Source organism: Muricomes intestini (assembly GCF_004346165.1).
Lineage (GTDB): Bacteria > Bacillota > Clostridia > Lachnospirales > Lachnospiraceae > Muricomes > Muricomes intestini.
The window spans coordinates 70,474-88,426 of the sequence record NZ_SLZZ01000011.1; the positions used below are offsets into that span (position 1 = coordinate 70,474).

Below are 17,953 nucleotides of genomic sequence, written 5' to 3' on the forward strand. Positions count from 1 at the left end.
TCAGAAAATATGTCATAGGGAGTGGGGAATGGATAAAAATCTGTTATTCCGCAGAATTCCAAAGGTGGACATTCTGATGGAAGAAGAATGTATTAAAAAACTGGTAGAAGAGTACGGCTATGATAGTGTGCTGGAGGCTGTCCGAATAGAGCAGGACAAGCTCCGGGCTTATATTGGCACTTGTGAAAATGAAGAGGAGGGCCAAAGCAGAATTGACGGACTTCTAGAGAGAATAGAATTAACCGTTTTGGCCATGAACAGGCCGAATATGACACGTGTCTTAAACGGCACAGGGACGATTCTGCATACGAACCTGGGGCGTGCCCCTCTGGGCAGTGAACACCTGCAACGGGTCATTTATATAGCAGGCGGGTACTCTAATCTGGAGTATGACCTGGAGGCGGGAAAACGGGGAGAGCGGTATTCTCATTTTGAAAAACTGCTCTGCAGGATTACCGGGGCGGAGGCAGCTATGGCTGTCAACAATAATGCTGCGGCCGTCTTGCTGATTTTAAGCTCCCTGGCAAAGGGCGGAGAGGCTGTTGTGTCCCGTGGAGAGCTGGTGGAGGTGGGGGGAAAATTCCGGATCCCCGATGTGATGGAGCAAAGCGGTGCGTCTCTGGTGGAAGTGGGAGCAACCAATAAGACCCATTTATCAGATTATGAGAAGGCAATCACGGAGGCGTCGAAAGCACTGCTGAAGGTGCATACAAGCAATTACCGTATTGTCGGGTTCACGGAGTCTGTCCCGGTAGCGGAGCTGGTACCTCTCGGGCGGCAGCATGGCATACCGGTCATTGAAGACTTGGGGAGCGGCGTACTGGTGGATTTGAGCAAGTACGGCCTGACCTATGAACCTACAGTACAGGATTCTGTGAAAAACGGAGCAGACGTGGTGTGCTTCAGTGGTGATAAGCTGCTGGGCGGCCCCCAGGCCGGGATTATTGTTGGGAAGAAGATTTATATTGATCTGATGAAGAAAAACCCTCTTACGAGAGCTCTGCGCATTGACAAATTTACGGCGTCGGCCCTGGAGGCTGTTCTCAGAGAATATTTGTCGGAAGAGAAAGCAATACAAAATATACCGGTTTTAAATATGATTACAAGGACACCGGAAGAAATAAAGCAAAAGGCAAAAAAGTTCCACAGAATGTTAAAGCGGGCCGGACTGAAGGCGGAAATTGGTATTGAAGAATGTGAATCTCAGATTGGCGGAGGATCTTTGCCTCTGGAGCGCATTCCAAGTACGGGGGTGACGATCCATCCTCTGGAGATTAGTACACCTGAGTTGGAAGAGAGACTCAGGCATTTTCCGGTGCCTGTGATAGGACGGACTGTAAACGACAGAATCCTGCTGGATATGAGGACTTTTGAAACAAGGTATATGACCTACTTTGCAAAAGTTCTGAAGGAGCTGAATGTTCTGGAAAAGGAAGGAAACGGATATGAAGCACATTATTATCGGGACAGCGGGCCATATTGATCATGGGAAAACTACCCTGATAAAAGCGCTGACCGGACGGAATACGGACAGATGGGAGGAGGAGCAGCGCAGAGGAATCACCATTGACCTGGGCTTTACGTATTTTGATTTGAAAAATGGAACCCGGGCTGGGATTATTGATGTTCCCGGCCATGAGAAATTTATCAACAATATGGTTGCAGGTGTAGTGGGGATGGATTTGGTGCTGCTTGTAGTTGCGGCCGATGAAGGCATTATGCCGCAGACAAGAGAGCATATAGATATTCTGGAAATGCTGGGTGTAAAAAAGAGCATTCTTGTCCTGAATAAATGTGATCTTGTGGATGACGAGTGGCTGGAGATGGTGGAAGAGGAAATTCAGGAGGAATTAAGCGGAACATTTCTCGAAAATGCTCCTGTAGTAAAAGTTTCCGCTGTGACAGGCCAGGGTATTCCGGAATTGATTGATAGAATTGAACACGTGAGTGAGGAAGAAGTAGAAGAAAAGGATGTGCATACGATTCCCAGGCTGCCTGTAGACAGAGTATTCTCCCTGTCTGGTTTTGGTACCATTGTGACAGGGACTCTGATAAGCGGAGTCATTCGAAAAGAAGATACTCTGGAGATGTTCCCAGGCGGACAGGAGTGTAAAATACGGAGTATTCAGGTGCACAGCTGTCCGGTGGATACGTGTTATGCAGGGCAGCGTGTGGCAATTAATATTTCCAATCTAAAGAAAAAAGAACTTAAAAGAGGGTGTGTACTGGCTCCTACGGGGAGCATGAAGGATTCCCGGCTTATGGACGTGAAGCTTGAAGTTCTCAATTCCAGCATGCGGATGCTCTCCAACAACATACGTCTGCATTTTTTCAGCGGTACCAGTGAGGTATTGTGTCGCGCTGTTTTATTAGGGGATGAAACACTTGGACCGGGCGAGAGTGGGTATGTGCAGCTTCGCATGGAAGAAGACGTGGCATTTCGGCGTGGAGACCGGTTCATTGTGCGTTTCTATTCTCCTATGGAAACTGTTGGCGGCGGCGTGATTCTGGAGCCCAACGCAGCAAAGAAAAAACGGTTCTCACCGGAAATACTTGAGAGTTTGAAACAAAAAGAGTCCGGCAGTGCCACAGATGTAATTGAACTGCATGTGAGGGATTACCGCGACACGATGGCGACAGTGTCTGAACTTGCCAGACTCACCGCTCTCTCTGTGGAAGAAGCGGCAACTGCGGTGAGGGAACTGGAAAGCCAGGGCCTTGTATGCGTATTTCCCATGAAAAAGGATATTTATGTATGGCACAGCAGAGATGAACAGGAGTACAGAGAACAAATCTTGAAAGCCCTGGAAAATTTCGTGAAGAAATATCCGTACCGTTATGGAATGCCAAAAGCGGAAGTGCACAGCACATTTATGAGGAAGGTAAAGCCAAATGTGTTTGACAGGTATATAGAGTTCCTGACAGAGCATGAACTATTAACACGTTGTGGAGAATACCTGGCGCCTATAGGATATAAGGTGAACAAGGATGAGACTTACGGGAAGGTAAGAAAAAAGCTTTTCAGTGTCTTAGAATCTGCCCGATATGATTTCCAAAAAGTTACGGATATTAATTTTGGCAATGTGCCGCCCCAGACAGTGGAGGACATTCTTCTGCTTATGGCGGGCGATGGGGAAATCGTAAAGGTAGCGGAGGAAATGTACACCTTAACTGCATACATGGAGGCTGCAAAAGAAAAGATTGTAAGCAAGCTGAAGGCAGACGGAAAAATTACTATTGCAGAGATACGTGATATGTTTGGCACAAGCAGAAAAAGCGCAAAACCGATTTTAGAATATATGGACAGCATCAAAGTGACCAGGAAAACCGGTGCGGAGAGTGAAAGGATATCGAACCTATGAATCTGAAACAATTAGAAGCGTTTGTATCAATAGCGGACGAGGGAAGCTTTTCCCGGGCGGCCAAAAGCCTCTTTTTGACCCAGCCTACTGTAAGTGCACATATTTCTTCTCTGGAGCAGGAACTGAATGTACGTCTGTTTGTAAGGAATACGAAGGAAGTTCATCTGTCGGAAGACGGAAAAGTGCTGTACGGCTATGCAAAACAAATGATTTCTCTGGAAAAGCAGATAGAGATGGCTTTCGATAAAACCCGGAAAGAAGGAAGCCACTGCATCCGCATTGCAGCATCCAGTGTCCCGGCCCAGTATCTGGTTCCGCAGATACTGGAGAGGTTCAGCAGAAAATACCCACAGGAGCAATTCAAGTTAATGGAAACAGACAGCGCCAAGGTTGTGGAACAGGTTGTGAATTATAACGTGGATATAGGGTTTACCGGAACGGTGTTTGAAAAAAAATACTGTGAGTATATACCTTTTTATGAGGATGAATTGGTTGTGATTACCCCTAACTCTGAGAAATTCAGAAAGCTGAAAGAGGCAGAAAACAATCAGCCCGGAGAAAGTAATGAAAGCAAGATGTGGATACAGAATGAAGCTGTTATTTTAAGAGAGGAGGGTTCCGGTACCCGCAAAGAGGCAGAAAGACTTCTAAAAAGTATGGGAATCAATATTGATAAACTGAATATTGTGGCAAGCATGGAAAACTCAGAAACAATAAAGCGTTCTGTCAGCAGAGGAATCGGAATTTCTGTTTTATCCCGTCTGGCAGCAGAAGAGGAACTGCGGGAAGGGAAGATATTGGGATTTTCTCTCGGAGGCGGCAATAAAGGGAGCAGGAACATTAACATAGTTTATAATAAAAACTTCCAGATGTCTGCCCTCACTGAAAAATTTCTGCGGATTGTCAAAGGAGAGTGAGTTTGGTGATATACATGGATAATGCGGCGACAACGCTGCATAAACCGCCCCAGGTGGCAAAGGCCATAGTCCAGGCCCTGAATTCAATAGGAAACGCAGGAAGGGGGGCTACGGAAGCATCTCTTGGGGCGTCCAGAGTCATTTATGATACAAGAGAGAAGCTGTGCCGTCTTTTTGGCGGGGAAAGTCCGAATCGGATTGTGTTTACGGCAAATTCAACGGAAAGCCTGAATATTGCGATTAAGGGGATTTTGAATCCGGGCGATCATGTGATCACTACAGTCCTGGAGCATAATTCTGTCCTCCGTCCCCTGTATGAGTGCCGGGAACGGGGAATTGAGTTGACGATTCTGGGATGTGACGGGAAAGGAAATATTTCCTGTGAAAATATAGAGAGTGCAGTCAAGGAAAATACAAGAGCAATCGTCTGTACTCACGGCTCAAATTTAACCGGAAATATGATTGATATAAGTGCTGTGGGTGCTATTGCCGAAAAGCACCATGTATTGTTTGTAGTGGATGCTTCTCAGACGGCAGGGGTATTTCCTGTCGATGTGCAGAAAATGAAAATAGATATTCTTTGCTTTACGGGGCATAAAAGCCTGCGGGGCCCCCAGGGAACAGGCGGAATGTATGTTAGGACCGGAGTTGGAGTAAGGCCTCTGCTGAGCGGCGGCAGCGGTGTGGATACCTACAATATCCATCATCCAAAGGAGATGCCGACGGCTTTGGAGGCAGGCACGCTGAATGGACATGGGATTGCCGGGTTAAATGCCGCCCTTTCCTATCTGGAGGAAATAGGTATGGATTCAGTCCGGGCGCAGGAGCTTTCTCTAATGCGTATGTTTTATGAGGGGATATGTGGTATTCCGGGTGTAAAGGTTTATGGCGATTTCGAGACAAGACAGAGATGCCCTATTGTATCTTTCAATATTGGAGACTACGATTCCTCTGAAGTGAGCGATGAGCTGTTTTCAGTTTATGGTATTGCAACCCGGCCCGGGGCACACTGTGCACCGCTGATGCATAAAGCCCTTGGAACAAAAGACCAGGGAGCTGTAAGATTTAGCTTTTCCCATTACAATACAGAGGAAGAAGTGCAAACGGCAATTGAGGCTGTTAGAAAATTAGCGGAAGATTGAAAGAGAAAATGATATGAGAAAAAAAGAATTGAAATTAATTGTCACATTTCACACGACCACAGATGCAATGGCGATGGAAAAAATGTGTAAAGAACAGAATATTTCCGGACGTCTGATCCCGGTGCCCCGTGCAATTTCGGCGGGCTGCGGACTTTCCTGGTGTGCTGATCCAAAGCAAAGTGAGATAATTAGCACCGAAATGAAGCGTGCCGGCATAAAAGCACAGGCATTGCAGGAGTGCATGGTCTGATAGGAAAACAAACTGTATAGGGGATGGGAAAAATAGAAGGTGCCGCAGCGGGCACCTTCTATTTTTCCCGGGGATTTTTCCAAAGCCAGAGAGCGATGACAATCCCGGCTATGTATAAAATGTTGATGAGAATGGAAGGGTTGTCTTTTAATAGAGATACAATTGCAACAGCGGCAGCCAGAGAAATAGTCAATTCAAATGCTTTTAAAATCCGTCTGTCCCGGATATCTTTGGTTTTCTGCAAAAGTTCGCTGCGCTGCTGCTCAAGCTGCAGATACTCCATGAGATGCGCATTGTCTATATGCGCGAGAATCCATTCATCTCTTGAAAATTCTCTATCTTTTCTTTTGAGGCGCAGAAATCCTTTAGAGGACGTGCTATCCTCCGGCATCTCATCCTCATCAACCGTCTGCGAATGAAATTTGGCGGCAGGCGGGACTTCCCTGGCAGGTTCAGGCTCTGTCCTGCAATCCTGAGAAGTTGTTTTCGGGCCGTCTGAGGTTTCCTCGGAATTCATGTGTATATCTTCAGGGGTTACATGTGTATCTTCAGAATCAACAGAAGCTCCTGTGGGGTTTTCAACAATTTCTTCATTTGTAGTAATATCTTCGGACATAGATTATTCCCCTTTATCATAAGTTTTTCTTAATTATACCAGTTTTCGACAGAAAAAACAACGGAATGCAGTGTATTGCCGGACTGCAGCATGTGCCTTTCTGTTCTCTAAATCCCGCGCCGAAAATTATCCAGTACGTGGGGCAGCAGTTTATCACTGTATTCCGACAGGGAATATTTTCCTGCACACAGAGCCCAGTCATAGAGCAGTGCCCGCTCATACATAGCATAGATTTTAACAAGCTCATCCACAGAAGATGTTGCTTTGAACTCTCCGGACTGAATGCCTGCATCAATAATCTCTGTTATTATCTGAAAATAATACCGGTCTGCATCCAGAAGGGAACGGTTATCTTTGGTAACCAACTGAGAGGAGAGCAGTGATGCCAGTAAATTCAAGTCAATGCTGTTCTCAATCATATAAAACAACTCATGATTCAAAAGGAGCAACTTGTCCTCAGCAGAAAGTGAGGGATCCATTGTAGGGTTGATTTCTTCATACTTTTGGTCAAAAAGGACGGAAAGAGTGGAGAGAAGAGCGTCCTTCCCCTTAAAGTAATGATAGAAAGTACCCTTGGATGTCCTGGAAAGCTTGAGAATATCCTCCACAGTCGTATCATCGTATCCATTTTTGTAGAATAGTGTCCAGGCAGCTTTTACGATTCTGTCTTTCGTCGTCTGTTTTTTTCTTGGCATAAAAATACTCTCTTCCTTAATTCAAAACTTCTAGTGCACTAGTGTCTTTAGTAGTATAGCATAAGTTTAAAACGATGACTATGTAAAGAATAGAAGAAAATATGTTTAAAAATATGAACTTTGTTTATAAACCGACAAAATTGTGTCATAAAATAGACAAAAAAGTAACAATGGAAGAGCGAAAGATAAATAACGGTAATGTTTAAATCCATAATTACTACTAAATAGTGTTTGAATTAGAAGGATTACAGAAGAAAAAAGTCAGAAAACAAAATAGAAAAAATCAATATATTGGAATTACTAACAAAATAAAACTATAAGTAAAAATATTGACTTGTTATTTTTTTATCGTATAATAATATGTAGGAAACAGACTATAGTCGGGACTAAAGACTAAACTGTAGTCTAACTAAATTTTGATTATAATTTAAGTATTCCACGGACGGCAGCCGAAGTCAAACATTCCTGACTACGGTTCATTATTCTTGTGAAAATAAGTGCTTAGGAGGGAGCGTATGGGACTTGGTCCGAGTATTAAAATGACAACACTGCATCATTTTCGATGTCCGGTGACAGCAGTATTATCCCGGGAAGAAAACCTGGAATTTCCGGGAATTATTGTTGATGGGGTTTCAGAAGTCTGTGATGACAAGATTTATACGGCAAAGCGGGTTGCAGACATTGCGGAAGCTATGCGCGCCGATGCGGCAATTGTAGCAATTGACGGCTGGGGGAACCACCATGTGGATTTTATAAATGTGATAGAGCAGCTTGGGTTAAGAGGTATCCCCAGCGTAGGCTTAAGCTATGTAGGCCTGCAAGGGAGACTGGTATGCAGTAATAGTTATGTGGATTGCGTCGTAGATTTTAATAAATCTGAATCGGGTTATGAGTCTTGTGTCGTAGGACAGAATAACTTGACTGACATGGACGCGGTAAAGGCGGTCGCATTATTGAAAAATAAGTTGAAGAAAGCCGGAAAAGCGGTGACATCTGAAGATTTTGGGGAAAACAGGACGCTTCGCAGACTGACAAGAAAGGCATTCCAGATAAATGAGGTGAGATTCGGAGAAAGGACAGCCATATCACGAGGGGGAATACTTACAATCCGGAAAGGAATTGAAAAGAGTATTGCTGCCGCTGAACCAAGAATCCAGGATATTAAAGTTAATATTGTGCAGCCGGGTGAGCACGATTTCTTTGTGAATTCTAATCTTGATTACGCCCCGATTGCATGTAAGGTGCGCGGTGAATTAGGAGAGGGAGTTACATATCTTCTTTCAGGAGTCACGGTTATGCTGACAGGCGTGGAAGAAAACAGTGGCTTCCAGCCATCTAATATAGGCTCTTCGGAAGGAATTCTAAAGGAACATGTGGTTCTGGATGAGGCGGGCACTCCCGGGTCGACTGATATTTTGCTGCATGTAGACATTTTGTTTCAGGAAGGAGAAGGACGCACAGCGGAAGGGATTATGGCTGGGCATCGTTCTGCGGACCTGATTGTACAGGAAATCAGGAAAGAAATGCAGAGTCTGGACAATCTACCGTATATAAGAGAAGAATACAGGGATGTGGCAAAACCGGGAAAAAGAAAAGTTATACTAGTAAAAATAGTGTCAGGGCTGGGAAACATGTATGATACTGCGATGTTTCCTTATGAGCCGGGCGGATTTCTGGGGGCACACAACATGATGACCTCTGGGAATATTCCGTATGTCATTACGCCAAATCAGTGCAGGGATGGGGCAATCCATTCTCTGCTGTGAAAATTAAATACATTAGGAGGAATACAAAAATGCAAAAAGAGTATCACATGCTGCTGAGCCAAAGCATAGGTGCACCCAGTGAACCGATCGTAGCCGAAGGCGACACAGTCAAGAGGGGACAGATGATTGCAAAATGTCCGGAGGGAAAGCTGGGAGCTAATCTGCATGCCAGCGTGTCCGGAGAAATCTCTGCTGTGACAGACACTTATATAGCGGTTACTGCAGACCAGGTACAGACAGCGGACTTTGCTCCACTTCGATCTGAGACACCCCTTGACCTGATAAAGGAGGCTGGAATTGTAGGGCTTGGCGGGGCAGGATTTCCAACCTATGTAAAACTGGGAAAACCATTTAAAGAGGGGGGCATTGTTATTGCAAATGCGGCAGAATGTGAGCCAATTCTGGAGCATAACATTAAGGCTATTGAACAGAATGCCGAACAACTGATCAGAGGCCTAAAGATTGCAATGGAAGTTGCTCATGCCGAGAAGGGCGCAGTTGCCATTAAAGGAATTCACCCAAAAGCGGTTGAAAAAGTGAAATCAGCCATTGATGTTGACAATATATCTGTTACAGTGCTGGATAATATGTATCCTATGGGAGAAGAGAGAGCGATAGTGCGTGAAGTGTTGGGGCCGGTGCTGGAGATCGATAAACTGCCTATGGCAGCCGGAGCGATTGTGATAAATGCGGAAACCCTCTGCCGCATCCAGGAAGCGGTGGATCTTAAAAAACCTCTGATTGATAAAGATATGACGGTAGCTGGAAAAATTACCGGGGATCTCATTCAGGTTTTTCGCAATGTTCCTATTGGAACAACAGTTGCAGAAATGTTTGAAAAGGCGGGGGGCATCGGACCGGAGTATGGAGAGCTCATAATGGGCGGTCCATATACAGGCTTAAGAACCACGCTGGGTTCACCTGTTGTGAAAACAACCGGAGGGATACTGGCAGCAGAGGAATTTTGGAGAGGTCCTGAAAAAATAGGATTGCTGGTATGCGCATGCGGTGCCGATAAGGAGCGTCTGGAACAGATCGCGGAAAGTATGGGATGTGAAGTGGCAGGAGTGGAATACTGCAAGCAGGCAAAAGAGCCAAAACCAGGTGCGCCGAGGAAGTGTGAGAACCCCGGGAAATGCCCCGGCCAGGTTGAAAAAGTCTTGGCACTTAAAAAGGCTGGAGCTCAAGCCCTGCTAATCAGCAATTGTACAGACTGTACCAATACAGTTATGTCATGTGCCCCACAGTTAAAATTGCCGGTATACCACTGCACGGATGGTGCACTGAGAGCTGTTAACATGAAATTGATCCGCAGAATGAAAACTGAAAGTAAATAGTACTTTCCATTCCCGCAAAAAATAGTGGAGAATGTTAAGAATATAAAAGAAAAAAGGAGTGTAAAAAAATGTCAATCACAAAGGAAACCGTAAAGGCCCACTTGAAGGATCCTGCAATTTTATGCTGCCGCAGGCCGAAAGGGACAGTGATCGGACCGGCAGATCTTGAAGATCCAACCTTGTTTGATGATATGGTCGATGCCGGATTACTTACTTTAAGCAATGATGGGCTGACAATTGAGCAGGTATTGGGCACCACCCTAGCTGGTGACTGCGAGGCGCTGACCCCGATTACACCGGGTAATTTAAACAGCGTAAATGAAGTTGCACAAAAGGCAGAAGAGGCAAAAGCACCGGAAGAAAATTTGGCTCTGAAGGTGCCGGAAACTGTAAAAGCAAGTGTAGGAGGAAATGGTATGATTCATCTTGAGGTTGATAAATTAGAGGGGCTGAGCCTTGACATTCCGGCAGGCATCGCTTTTAACGGCGCACCGGTCTCACAGGCAGAACCGGCGGCAGAGGCAGCGGGAGAGAAGAAGGTTATCCGTAAACTGTTGAAGCAGCATATTAAAATTACGGATACTGAAATAGGAACAGAGACATCCATTAAAGATGGTAAGGTTACGATTGACGGAAGCATTGTAGAAAAAGCTGTTTTAGAAGATCCATTATGCAAAAGTTTGACTCTTGACGTTATCAAACCTGATAATCATCATATCTATACGGAGACAATCATGGATGTTTGCCCCATTGCTACAAAGGTCGAAGGGGAGCATCTTGGCGAAGGTGTTACAAAAGTGGCCGACGGTGTAGTATTCATGCTGACCGGAGTAGATGAAGACGGTGTTCAGATTCATGAATTTGGCTCTTCAGAAGGATATCTTGATGAAAAGATGTATTTTGGACATCCGGGATGCGCTGATGAAGGCGATATTATTATCCGCTGCCATGCAGTAATCGAGAGATTAAAAGGTATGTCCCGTTCAGGCCCGTTTGCAGCACACAAATGCCAGGATTACATAATACAGGCACTCCGTGATGCATTAAAGGATTATGACGGAGAAGTAGTCCGCGAAGAAGAGTGTGAGGATGTGCGCCGTAAAGGAAGCCCTCGTGTAGTTCTTGTAAAAGAAATTATGGGACAGGGTGCAATGCATGACAACATCATCTGCCCCACAGAGCCCTGCGGTGTTGCCGGCGGCCAGAAGAATGTAGACTGCGGCAATGTTCCGATTATATTAACACCAAATCAGGTGCGTGACGGTTCTATTCATGCCCTGACCTGCATTGGACCTGCCACAAAAGAGATGACACGCCACTATATCCGTGAACCGCTTGTAGAAGGTCTTGCTGCCGATGAAGAACTGGATCTTGTCGGCGTGGTATTCATAGGTTCGCCTCAGGTCAACGATGAGAAGTTATGGGTATCTGAAAGACTGGGAACCCTCCTTGAGAGTATGGATATTGACGGCTGCATCATCACAACAGAAGGCTTTGGAAATAACCATATTGACTTTATAGAACATATCGGCCAGGCAGGTAAACGCGGAATTCCGGTTGTCGGTGTATCCTTCTGTGCATATCAGGGACAGCTGGTAGTGGGCAACAAATATGCGGCAGCAATGGTTGAGGAAAACATGGACAAAGGCGGATTTGAAAATGATGTTGCAGGCTGCTCCTGTATCACTCCGGAAGTTGCAGCACGTGCAATACAGATGCTGAAAAACAGAATGGCAGGAGTTGATATTGCACCGGCTGAAAAGAAATGGAATAATGATGTAATCAATGCAAACAACAAACTTTTAGGATTGCCGGAAACAGTTCTTCTCGACAATGGGACCATGCACTAATGGTGGAGTATCAAATTAATCCGACCCTTATGGGCGGGGTGATAAAAGAAATATCTGAGGATGGGTGCGTAAAGATTAACCTGAATGGGCGTCTGGGTGTCATTAAAGTGCCGCGGCGTCTGATCATAGACGATATTAAGCTGGAACCCGGACACAAGCTGCAATTTTATTTTAGTTATATTCAGATTGTGGAGGATCCATATGAATATGACAGCTCAGATATAAATCCTGATTTTGGAATCAACCCTACACTGCTGGGCGGAAAACTAACTATTGTAAATGATACAGCTGTTGAAGCTGAGATAATGAATGACCTGGGAAGCATCGCTGTACCGCGCCGCTGGGTATTTACCCCTGTTGCACTTGAAGAAGGACAGAATTGCGAATTCTACTTCAGTTGTATGCGGTTGGACGGAAAAAAGGAACTCCCGGAGAAATCCATTAAATAATCGAAATTAAAAGGAGGCAAATTTCATGAAATTAACAACGAAGGAAGGCATGCAGTCTGAAATCTTTGTGCCGGTTACTCCCAAACCGGTGTTCACAGAGCTCAAAAAACCTTTGAGTGAGTGTAAGGTTGCATTTATTACTGCAGGCGGTATCCATAAAAAGAGCCAGAAGCCATTTAACACATCTGGAGACTTCTCCTATCGCACGATTGAGTTTGACACACCGTCATCAGAGCTGATGGTTACCCATGGCGGATTCGACAACTCAGACATCAATAAGGACGTAAATGCTATGTTCCCAATAGACCGTCTGCATGAGCTGCTGAAAGAAGGGTTTATTGGATCCCTTCCAAAAGAGACATATACATTTATGGGCGGCGGCGGAAACGTCGAAAAATTCAGAAATGAGACCGGTCCGGAAATTGCCAGAAAATTAAAAGAACAGGGAGTCGACGTTGTTCTTTGCACAGGCGGATGTGGAACCTGTCACCGTTCTGCAACAATTGTAACGCGCTGTTGTGAAGAAGCCGGGATGAGCTGTTGTGTAATTGCTGCACTTCCTCCCATCGCACGCCAGCAGGGAGCCCCGCGTATTACAGCTCCTCATGTGCCGATTGGCTCCAATGCAGGTGAGCCTAACAATATCCCACAGCAGACAGCCATTGTGAAGGAGTCTTTAGAGTGGGTACGTGACTGTCCAAGCTTTAATGCCACAAAGGTTCTTCCATATGAATACAGGCATAATGTGTAAACATTTTTATAAGATGTTTTAGCTGAAAAAGGCATGTGAAGCCAGGCAAATGGTTTCACATGTCCTTGGTTAGCAACCGTAGTGTGGTTGTTTAACAAGGACGGTACCCTTGGGGTGGAATCGAGCTGATGGCTGAACTGTTACTTTTTTGAAGGTGCTTTTCGGATAAATCTTGAAATGGAAATACTTTTATATTATTATAATCAATATGTATATTAGAAATAAACTATAAGTGGGGTGCAGATGTGTCAGAAGAAATATCAGTAAAGGAACGTATTATTGATGTATCACTGAAATTATTTTACGAAAAAGGGTATGATAATACAACAGTGGACGAGATTATACAGGCGTGTGGAATTTCCAAGGGAGGATTTTACCATTATTTTCAGACAAAGGGAGATTTGCTGAGCTCCTTATCTTATATGTTTGATTCCCAGTATGAAAAAGCATTGAAAAAGATGGATTCGAAGATGAACAGTTTTGAAAAGCTGATATATTTATCCAGATATCTTTTTTGTTATATTGAAGAAAGAGTTCCAGTAGACATTCTTTCACTTGTATATTCTACGCAAGTGATTAAGAAAGGAGAAAAGCATCTGCTTAATCAGAACAGAGTGTATTATAAAACCTTGAATACGATTATAAAAGAAGGCCAGAAGAATGGGGACATCATTCGGGAGAAGTCATTGGGCGAATTAACAAAGCTATATGCAATGCAGGAAAGAGCCGTTCTCTATGACTGGTGCATCTGTGAGGGGAGTTATCCGTTATCGTCCTATGGGATAGATATGCTGAAATTCTTTTTGAAAAACATAAAAGGCAATGGGTAACTAGAGCTGCAGGAGTACACTTTAGTATCAGAATTCACTTCTTGATTTTCTGTAGGATTGGGGGGAACTGCCGGTTGCTGCAGCGCCTTCTAAATGCTTTCTACATTCTCACAGCAGGTTATTGATGTCATACATATTCCTCTTTATACAGCCTTTGGAAATTTTTAATGAAGAACTATAGGAAATGTCTATAATTAAGAAGCGGGAAGGGATATATAAATTGGTTTTGTAAAAAGGTTGTTTGAAGTTGTTTAAACACGAAAACGAGGAATATTGATAAAAAGAAAACAAATAGACCAGATTCTAGTACGTAGTTTATTTTATAACAATTATCATGCACAAAACACTTGAAAAAACAATGGATATTTGTTAATATAAAAACATAGATAGAGTGCATGGGGGTAGAAGGGTAACTGGTGTGCCTCCTGGTCTTCAAAACCAGTGTTGGGCGTTCGTAGCGTCCTGGGTGGGTTCGATTCCCACATGCCTCCGCCAAAAATTAACTTGTGAAATATTTCTCAAAAAGTATGTCATAGATGTTATCAATAAGTCAAAGACCTCGCAGCAAGCTGATGAGGCATCAAACTTACAGTGCAGCAAGCTGCGGGGTATTTGACCCTCGCGGCAGTCGCCAAATGGAAATGCAAGCATTTCCGCTTGGCTCGTTGCTAGCGGGAATAAAAACCAAGAAGGAGAAAAAGTGTCATGGGGAATTTACAGTTTTTACTGAGACAACATGTGGGCGCACCTTGCGAACCGGTTGTCAAAAGCGGCGACAAAGTAAAAAAAGGTACTTTGATTGCAGCGCCGGCTGGACTGGGTGCAAATATCTTTTCCAGTGTATATGGAACGGTGCAGGATGTTGCCGGGGATCGGATTATTATTGAGCCTGATAAGGTTCAGGAGGAAGAGTTTGTGCCGATTCAGGACGGAAGCCATCTGGATATGGTGAAGGAAGCAGGCATTGTCGGAATGGGAGGTGCAGGCTTTCCCACGGGAGTAAAGCTAGGCACGGACTTGAACGGAGGATATATTCTGGTTAATGCTGTCGAGTGTGAGCCCGGGCTGTATCATAATATCCGGCAGATTGAAGACAATATAGAAATGACTCTCAAAGGTGTAAAATACTGCATGGAAATTTCTAATGCGGCAAAGGCAGTATTTGCAATTAAGGCAAAGAACAAGAAAGCGGTAGAGACGCTCCGGAAAGCGGTTCATGATGAAGATAATATTTTCATACATTTGCTTCCTGATATTTATCCGATGGGGGAGGAACGTGCTGTAGTTAGAGAAGTTTTGGGGAAGCTTCTTGATCCGACTCAGCTTCCTTCAGCCGCAGATTCTATTGTGGTTAATGTAGAGACAGCGCTGCGTGTGGCTGAGGCAATTGATTTGAAGAAACCATGCTTCAGCAAGAATCTGACTGTAATCGGAAAGCTTCATGGCGGCAATGCACCTCATGTTTACATGGATGTTCCGGTAGGAACCAGTGTGGAAGAATTAATTGAGCGTTCCGGCGGAATCGACGGTGTATATGGCGAGGTTATTATGGGCGGACCATTTACCGGACATTCCACGGCACTGGATGTTCCAATCACGAAGACTACCGGGGGGATTATTGTGACAATGGAATTCCCAGATCTGCATGGTGCACCTGTAGGCCTGCTGATATGTGCGTGTGCTGGCAACGAGGCACGAATGAGGGAGGTCTGTACCAAGATGAACGGAAATGTTGTATCCGTTGGTACCTGCAAGAATGCCTTTGAGATGAAGAACGGTACATTAAAATGTCAGGATCCGGGAAATTGCCCGGGGCAGGCACAGAAGTGTCTGCAGTTCAAAAAAGACGGGGCAGAGTACATTATTATCGGAAATTGCTCAGACTGTTCCAACACAGTTATGGGGTCTGCACCAAAAATGAAATTAAAGGTATTCCACCTGACTGACCATGTCATGAGAACGATTGGACATCCGTTATACCGGAGATTAACTGTTTCTAAACAGGAAGCGCAGTTGCCGAACGGAAAATAAACTGCGGATCCTGATGGAAAATAAATTAATACTACTATATGATTCGGTTTGAGTGCCGTTTCATGTAAGATTAAAGGAGGAAAGAAGTATGTCAATTACAGCTGAAACAGCAAAAGAACATGCAAAAGACCCTGCGGTGCTCTGCTGCAGAGCCGAAGAAGGCACCGTAATTCAGGCAGCTAATCTGGAAGATCCGGCTATCTTTGATGATTTGGTAGATTCCGGTCTTTTAAATCTGGATGGTGCGTTGACAATTGAACAGGTACTGGGCGCTAAGCTTACAAAGACCTGCGATTCATTGTGTCCTTTGACAGCCGATGTTTTGGAAGGGATAAAAGAGATAGAGATACCTGCACCGGTGAAGGAAGAGCCAAAGGAAGAAGCACCTGCAATAGAGGAGCTGCAGGCAGTTGTGGCACCTGCAGTGCAGAATGTGCCGGGAGGAGTGCTGAAGATTCATATTGGGGAAGGAAAAGATATCGATATTGAGCTTCCGACAGGCTTAGGCGGCGGCGGTGCCGTTGTTCCGGCTCTTGCACCGGCAAAGGCAGAGGCGGCACCTACAGGGATTCAGGAAGCGGAAAAGCCGGCCGAGGAGAAAGTAGTAAGAAGCCTTACAAGAAAGCATTATAAGATTACAGAAGTAAAACGTGGACCGGAGACAAAAATCGAAGGAACTACATTGTATATCCGTGAGGGTATAGAACAAGAGTGCATTGACTCTCAGAAACTGGTACTGGATCTTAAGATTGATGTCATCACTCCGGAGCAGTATCACACATATTCTGAGACAATCATGGATGTACAGCCCATCGCATGCAAGGAAGGCGAATCAGAAGTCGGAAGCGGTGTAACAAGAGTTCTGGACGGTGTTATCATGATGGTTACAGGAACAGATGCCAACGGAGTGCAGATTGGGGAATTCGGCTCTTCAGAGGGATACCTGGATGAGAATATCATGTGGAGCCGTCCCGGCGCACCTGAAAAAGGCGAGATATTTATCAAGACTCAGGTGACGGTAAAAGAAGGTACAAATATGGAAAGGCCGGGACCACTTGCAGCTCATACGGCAACAGATCATATTACACAGGAAATCAGAGAAGTTATGAAAGAATTAGATGATTCTCTTGTGACAGATACAGAGACTTTTGACCAGGTAAGAAGGCCTGGAAAGAAAAAGGTAGTCATTGTAAAGGAAATCATGGGACAAGGCGCTATGCATGACAATCTTGTCCTCCCTGTAGAACCAGTTGGTGTACTTGGTGCAAAACCGAATGTAGACCTGGGAAATGTACCGATTTGTGTATCTCCGCTGGAGGTTCTGGACGGTTGTATCCATGCTTTAACCTGTATTGGACCCGCATCTAAAGAAATGTCCAGACATTACTGGAGAGAACCATTGGTTCTTGAGGTGCTGCATGATCCTGACGTAGACCTCTGCGGTGTCATCTTCGTTGGAAGTCCACAGATTAATGCGGAAAAGTTCTATGTTTCTAAACGTGTGGGCATGATGGTAGAAATGATGGACGTAGATGGTGCATTTGTCACAACAGAAGGCTTTGGAAATAACCATATCGACTTTGCGAGTCATCACGAGCAGATCGGAATGCGGGGAATTCCTGTTGTAGGTATGTCATTCTGTGCAGTTCAGGGCGCACTGGTTGTCGGAAATAAATATATGACCAATATGGTAGATAATAATAAATCTGAATCCGGTATTGAGAATGAGGTGCTTGCCTGCAATACACTTTGCCCTGAAGATGCAATCAGAGCTCTTGCTATGCTGAAGAATGTAATGCTGGGTGAAGATGTGGCAGCTGCAGAAAAGAAATGGAATCCAAATGTTAAGTCTACAAATGTAGAGTTAATTTCAAATGTGACAGGCAAGCCGGTTGAACTGGTGAAGAATGAGCAGTCACTGCCAATGAGCCAGAAGAGAAAAGAGAAATACGACTAA

15 protein-coding genes and 1 tRNA gene are annotated in these 17,953 nt (G+C 44.7%); 14 read left to right on the plus strand and 2 right to left on the minus strand.

Annotation, left to right across the window (positions count from 1 at the left end; all coding sequences use genetic code 11):
• Positions 1-28 precede the first annotated feature (28 nt).
• The 5 genes from selA to EDD59_RS09345 are packed head-to-tail and all read left to right on the plus strand — an operon-like array spanning position 29 to position 5,671.
• A complete protein-coding gene (gene selA, locus EDD59_RS09325; protein ID WP_132381240.1) occupies positions 29-1,483 on the plus strand; it encodes an L-seryl-tRNA(Sec) selenium transferase in 1,455 nt (484 codons plus the stop codon).
• Positions 1,446-3,362: a selenocysteine-specific translation elongation factor gene (gene selB / locus EDD59_RS09330; RefSeq protein WP_132381242.1), complete on the plus strand. Its 1,917-nt coding sequence runs from the start codon at positions 1,446-1,448 to the stop codon at positions 3,360-3,362. Before selA ends, selB begins: the two co-directional genes overlap by 38 nt.
• Entirely contained in the window at positions 3,359-4,279 is a 921-nt protein-coding gene (locus tag EDD59_RS09335) for a selenium metabolism-associated LysR family transcriptional regulator (RefSeq protein ID WP_132381244.1), read from the plus strand. The genes selB and EDD59_RS09335 overlap by 4 nt, the downstream gene beginning before the upstream one ends.
• Before the next feature lie 5 nt (positions 4,280-4,284).
• Positions 4,285-5,421, plus strand: a complete 1,137-nt coding sequence (locus EDD59_RS09340; protein ID WP_243117376.1) for an aminotransferase class V-fold PLP-dependent enzyme — start codon at positions 4,285-4,287, stop codon at positions 5,419-5,421.
• A 13-nt stretch (positions 5,422-5,434) separates the two neighbouring features.
• Positions 5,435-5,671 (plus strand): putative Se/S carrier protein, encoded by a 237-nt coding sequence (locus EDD59_RS09345; protein WP_132381246.1) that lies wholly within the window; start codon positions 5,435-5,437, stop codon positions 5,669-5,671.
• A gap of 58 nt (positions 5,672-5,729) precedes the next feature.
• Here EDD59_RS09345 and EDD59_RS09350 read toward each other — a convergent pair whose 3' ends face one another.
• Positions 5,730-6,287 carry a hypothetical protein gene (locus EDD59_RS09350; RefSeq protein ID WP_132381248.1) on the minus strand — a complete coding sequence of 186 codons (558 nt, stop codon included), beginning with the start codon at positions 6,285-6,287 and terminating at the stop codon, positions 5,730-5,732.
• A 107-nt stretch (positions 6,288-6,394) separates the two neighbouring features.
• Positions 6,395-6,982 carry a TetR/AcrR family transcriptional regulator gene (locus EDD59_RS09355; protein ID WP_132381250.1) on the minus strand — a complete coding sequence of 196 codons (588 nt, stop codon included), beginning with the start codon at positions 6,980-6,982 and terminating at the stop codon, positions 6,395-6,397.
• Between the two features lie 515 nt (positions 6,983-7,497).
• Here EDD59_RS09355 and EDD59_RS09360 point away from each other — a divergent pair.
• The 9 genes from EDD59_RS09360 (at position 7,498) to prdA (EDD59_RS09400) (ending at position 17,953) form a co-directional block, all read left to right on the plus strand.
• Positions 7,498-8,748, plus strand: a complete 1,251-nt coding sequence (locus tag EDD59_RS09360) for a glycine/sarcosine/betaine reductase component B subunit (RefSeq protein WP_132381252.1) — start codon at positions 7,498-7,500, stop codon at positions 8,746-8,748.
• A gap of 29 nt (positions 8,749-8,777) precedes the next feature.
• Complete coding sequence (gene prdC / locus EDD59_RS09365; RefSeq protein ID WP_132381254.1) at positions 8,778-10,085, plus strand: proline reductase-associated electron transfer protein PrdC; 1,308 nt, start codon at positions 8,778-8,780, stop codon at positions 10,083-10,085.
• A 68-nt stretch (positions 10,086-10,153) separates the two neighbouring features.
• Positions 10,154-11,935: a D-proline reductase (dithiol) proprotein PrdA gene (gene prdA / locus EDD59_RS09370; RefSeq protein WP_132381256.1), complete on the plus strand. Its 1,782-nt coding sequence runs from the start codon at positions 10,154-10,156 to the stop codon at positions 11,933-11,935.
• On the plus strand, positions 11,935-12,384 hold the full coding sequence (locus tag EDD59_RS09375; protein ID WP_132381258.1) for a CBO2463/CBO2479 domain-containing protein: 450 nt from the start codon (positions 11,935-11,937) through the stop codon (positions 12,382-12,384). Before prdA (EDD59_RS09370) ends, EDD59_RS09375 begins: the two co-directional genes overlap by 1 nt.
• A gap of 25 nt (positions 12,385-12,409) precedes the next feature.
• Positions 12,410-13,135 (plus strand): D-proline reductase (dithiol) protein PrdB, encoded by a 726-nt coding sequence (prdB, locus tag EDD59_RS09380; protein ID WP_132381260.1) that lies wholly within the window; start codon positions 12,410-12,412, stop codon positions 13,133-13,135.
• A 245-nt stretch (positions 13,136-13,380) separates the two neighbouring features.
• The gene (locus tag EDD59_RS09385; protein ID WP_132381262.1) at positions 13,381-13,965 is read left to right on the plus strand and encodes a TetR/AcrR family transcriptional regulator; all 585 of its coding nucleotides are present in this window, start codon (positions 13,381-13,383) and stop codon (positions 13,963-13,965) included.
• A 397-nt stretch (positions 13,966-14,362) separates the two neighbouring features.
• Positions 14,363-14,460, plus strand: a tRNA-Sec gene (locus EDD59_RS09390).
• A 210-nt stretch (positions 14,461-14,670) separates the two neighbouring features.
• A complete protein-coding gene (gene prdC / locus EDD59_RS09395) occupies positions 14,671-15,996 on the plus strand; it encodes a proline reductase-associated electron transfer protein PrdC (protein ID WP_132381264.1) in 1,326 nt (441 codons plus the stop codon).
• 88 nt (positions 15,997-16,084) lie between these two features.
• The gene (gene prdA / locus EDD59_RS09400; protein ID WP_132381266.1) at positions 16,085-17,953 is read left to right on the plus strand and encodes a D-proline reductase (dithiol) proprotein PrdA; all 1,869 of its coding nucleotides are present in this window, start codon (positions 16,085-16,087) and stop codon (positions 17,951-17,953) included.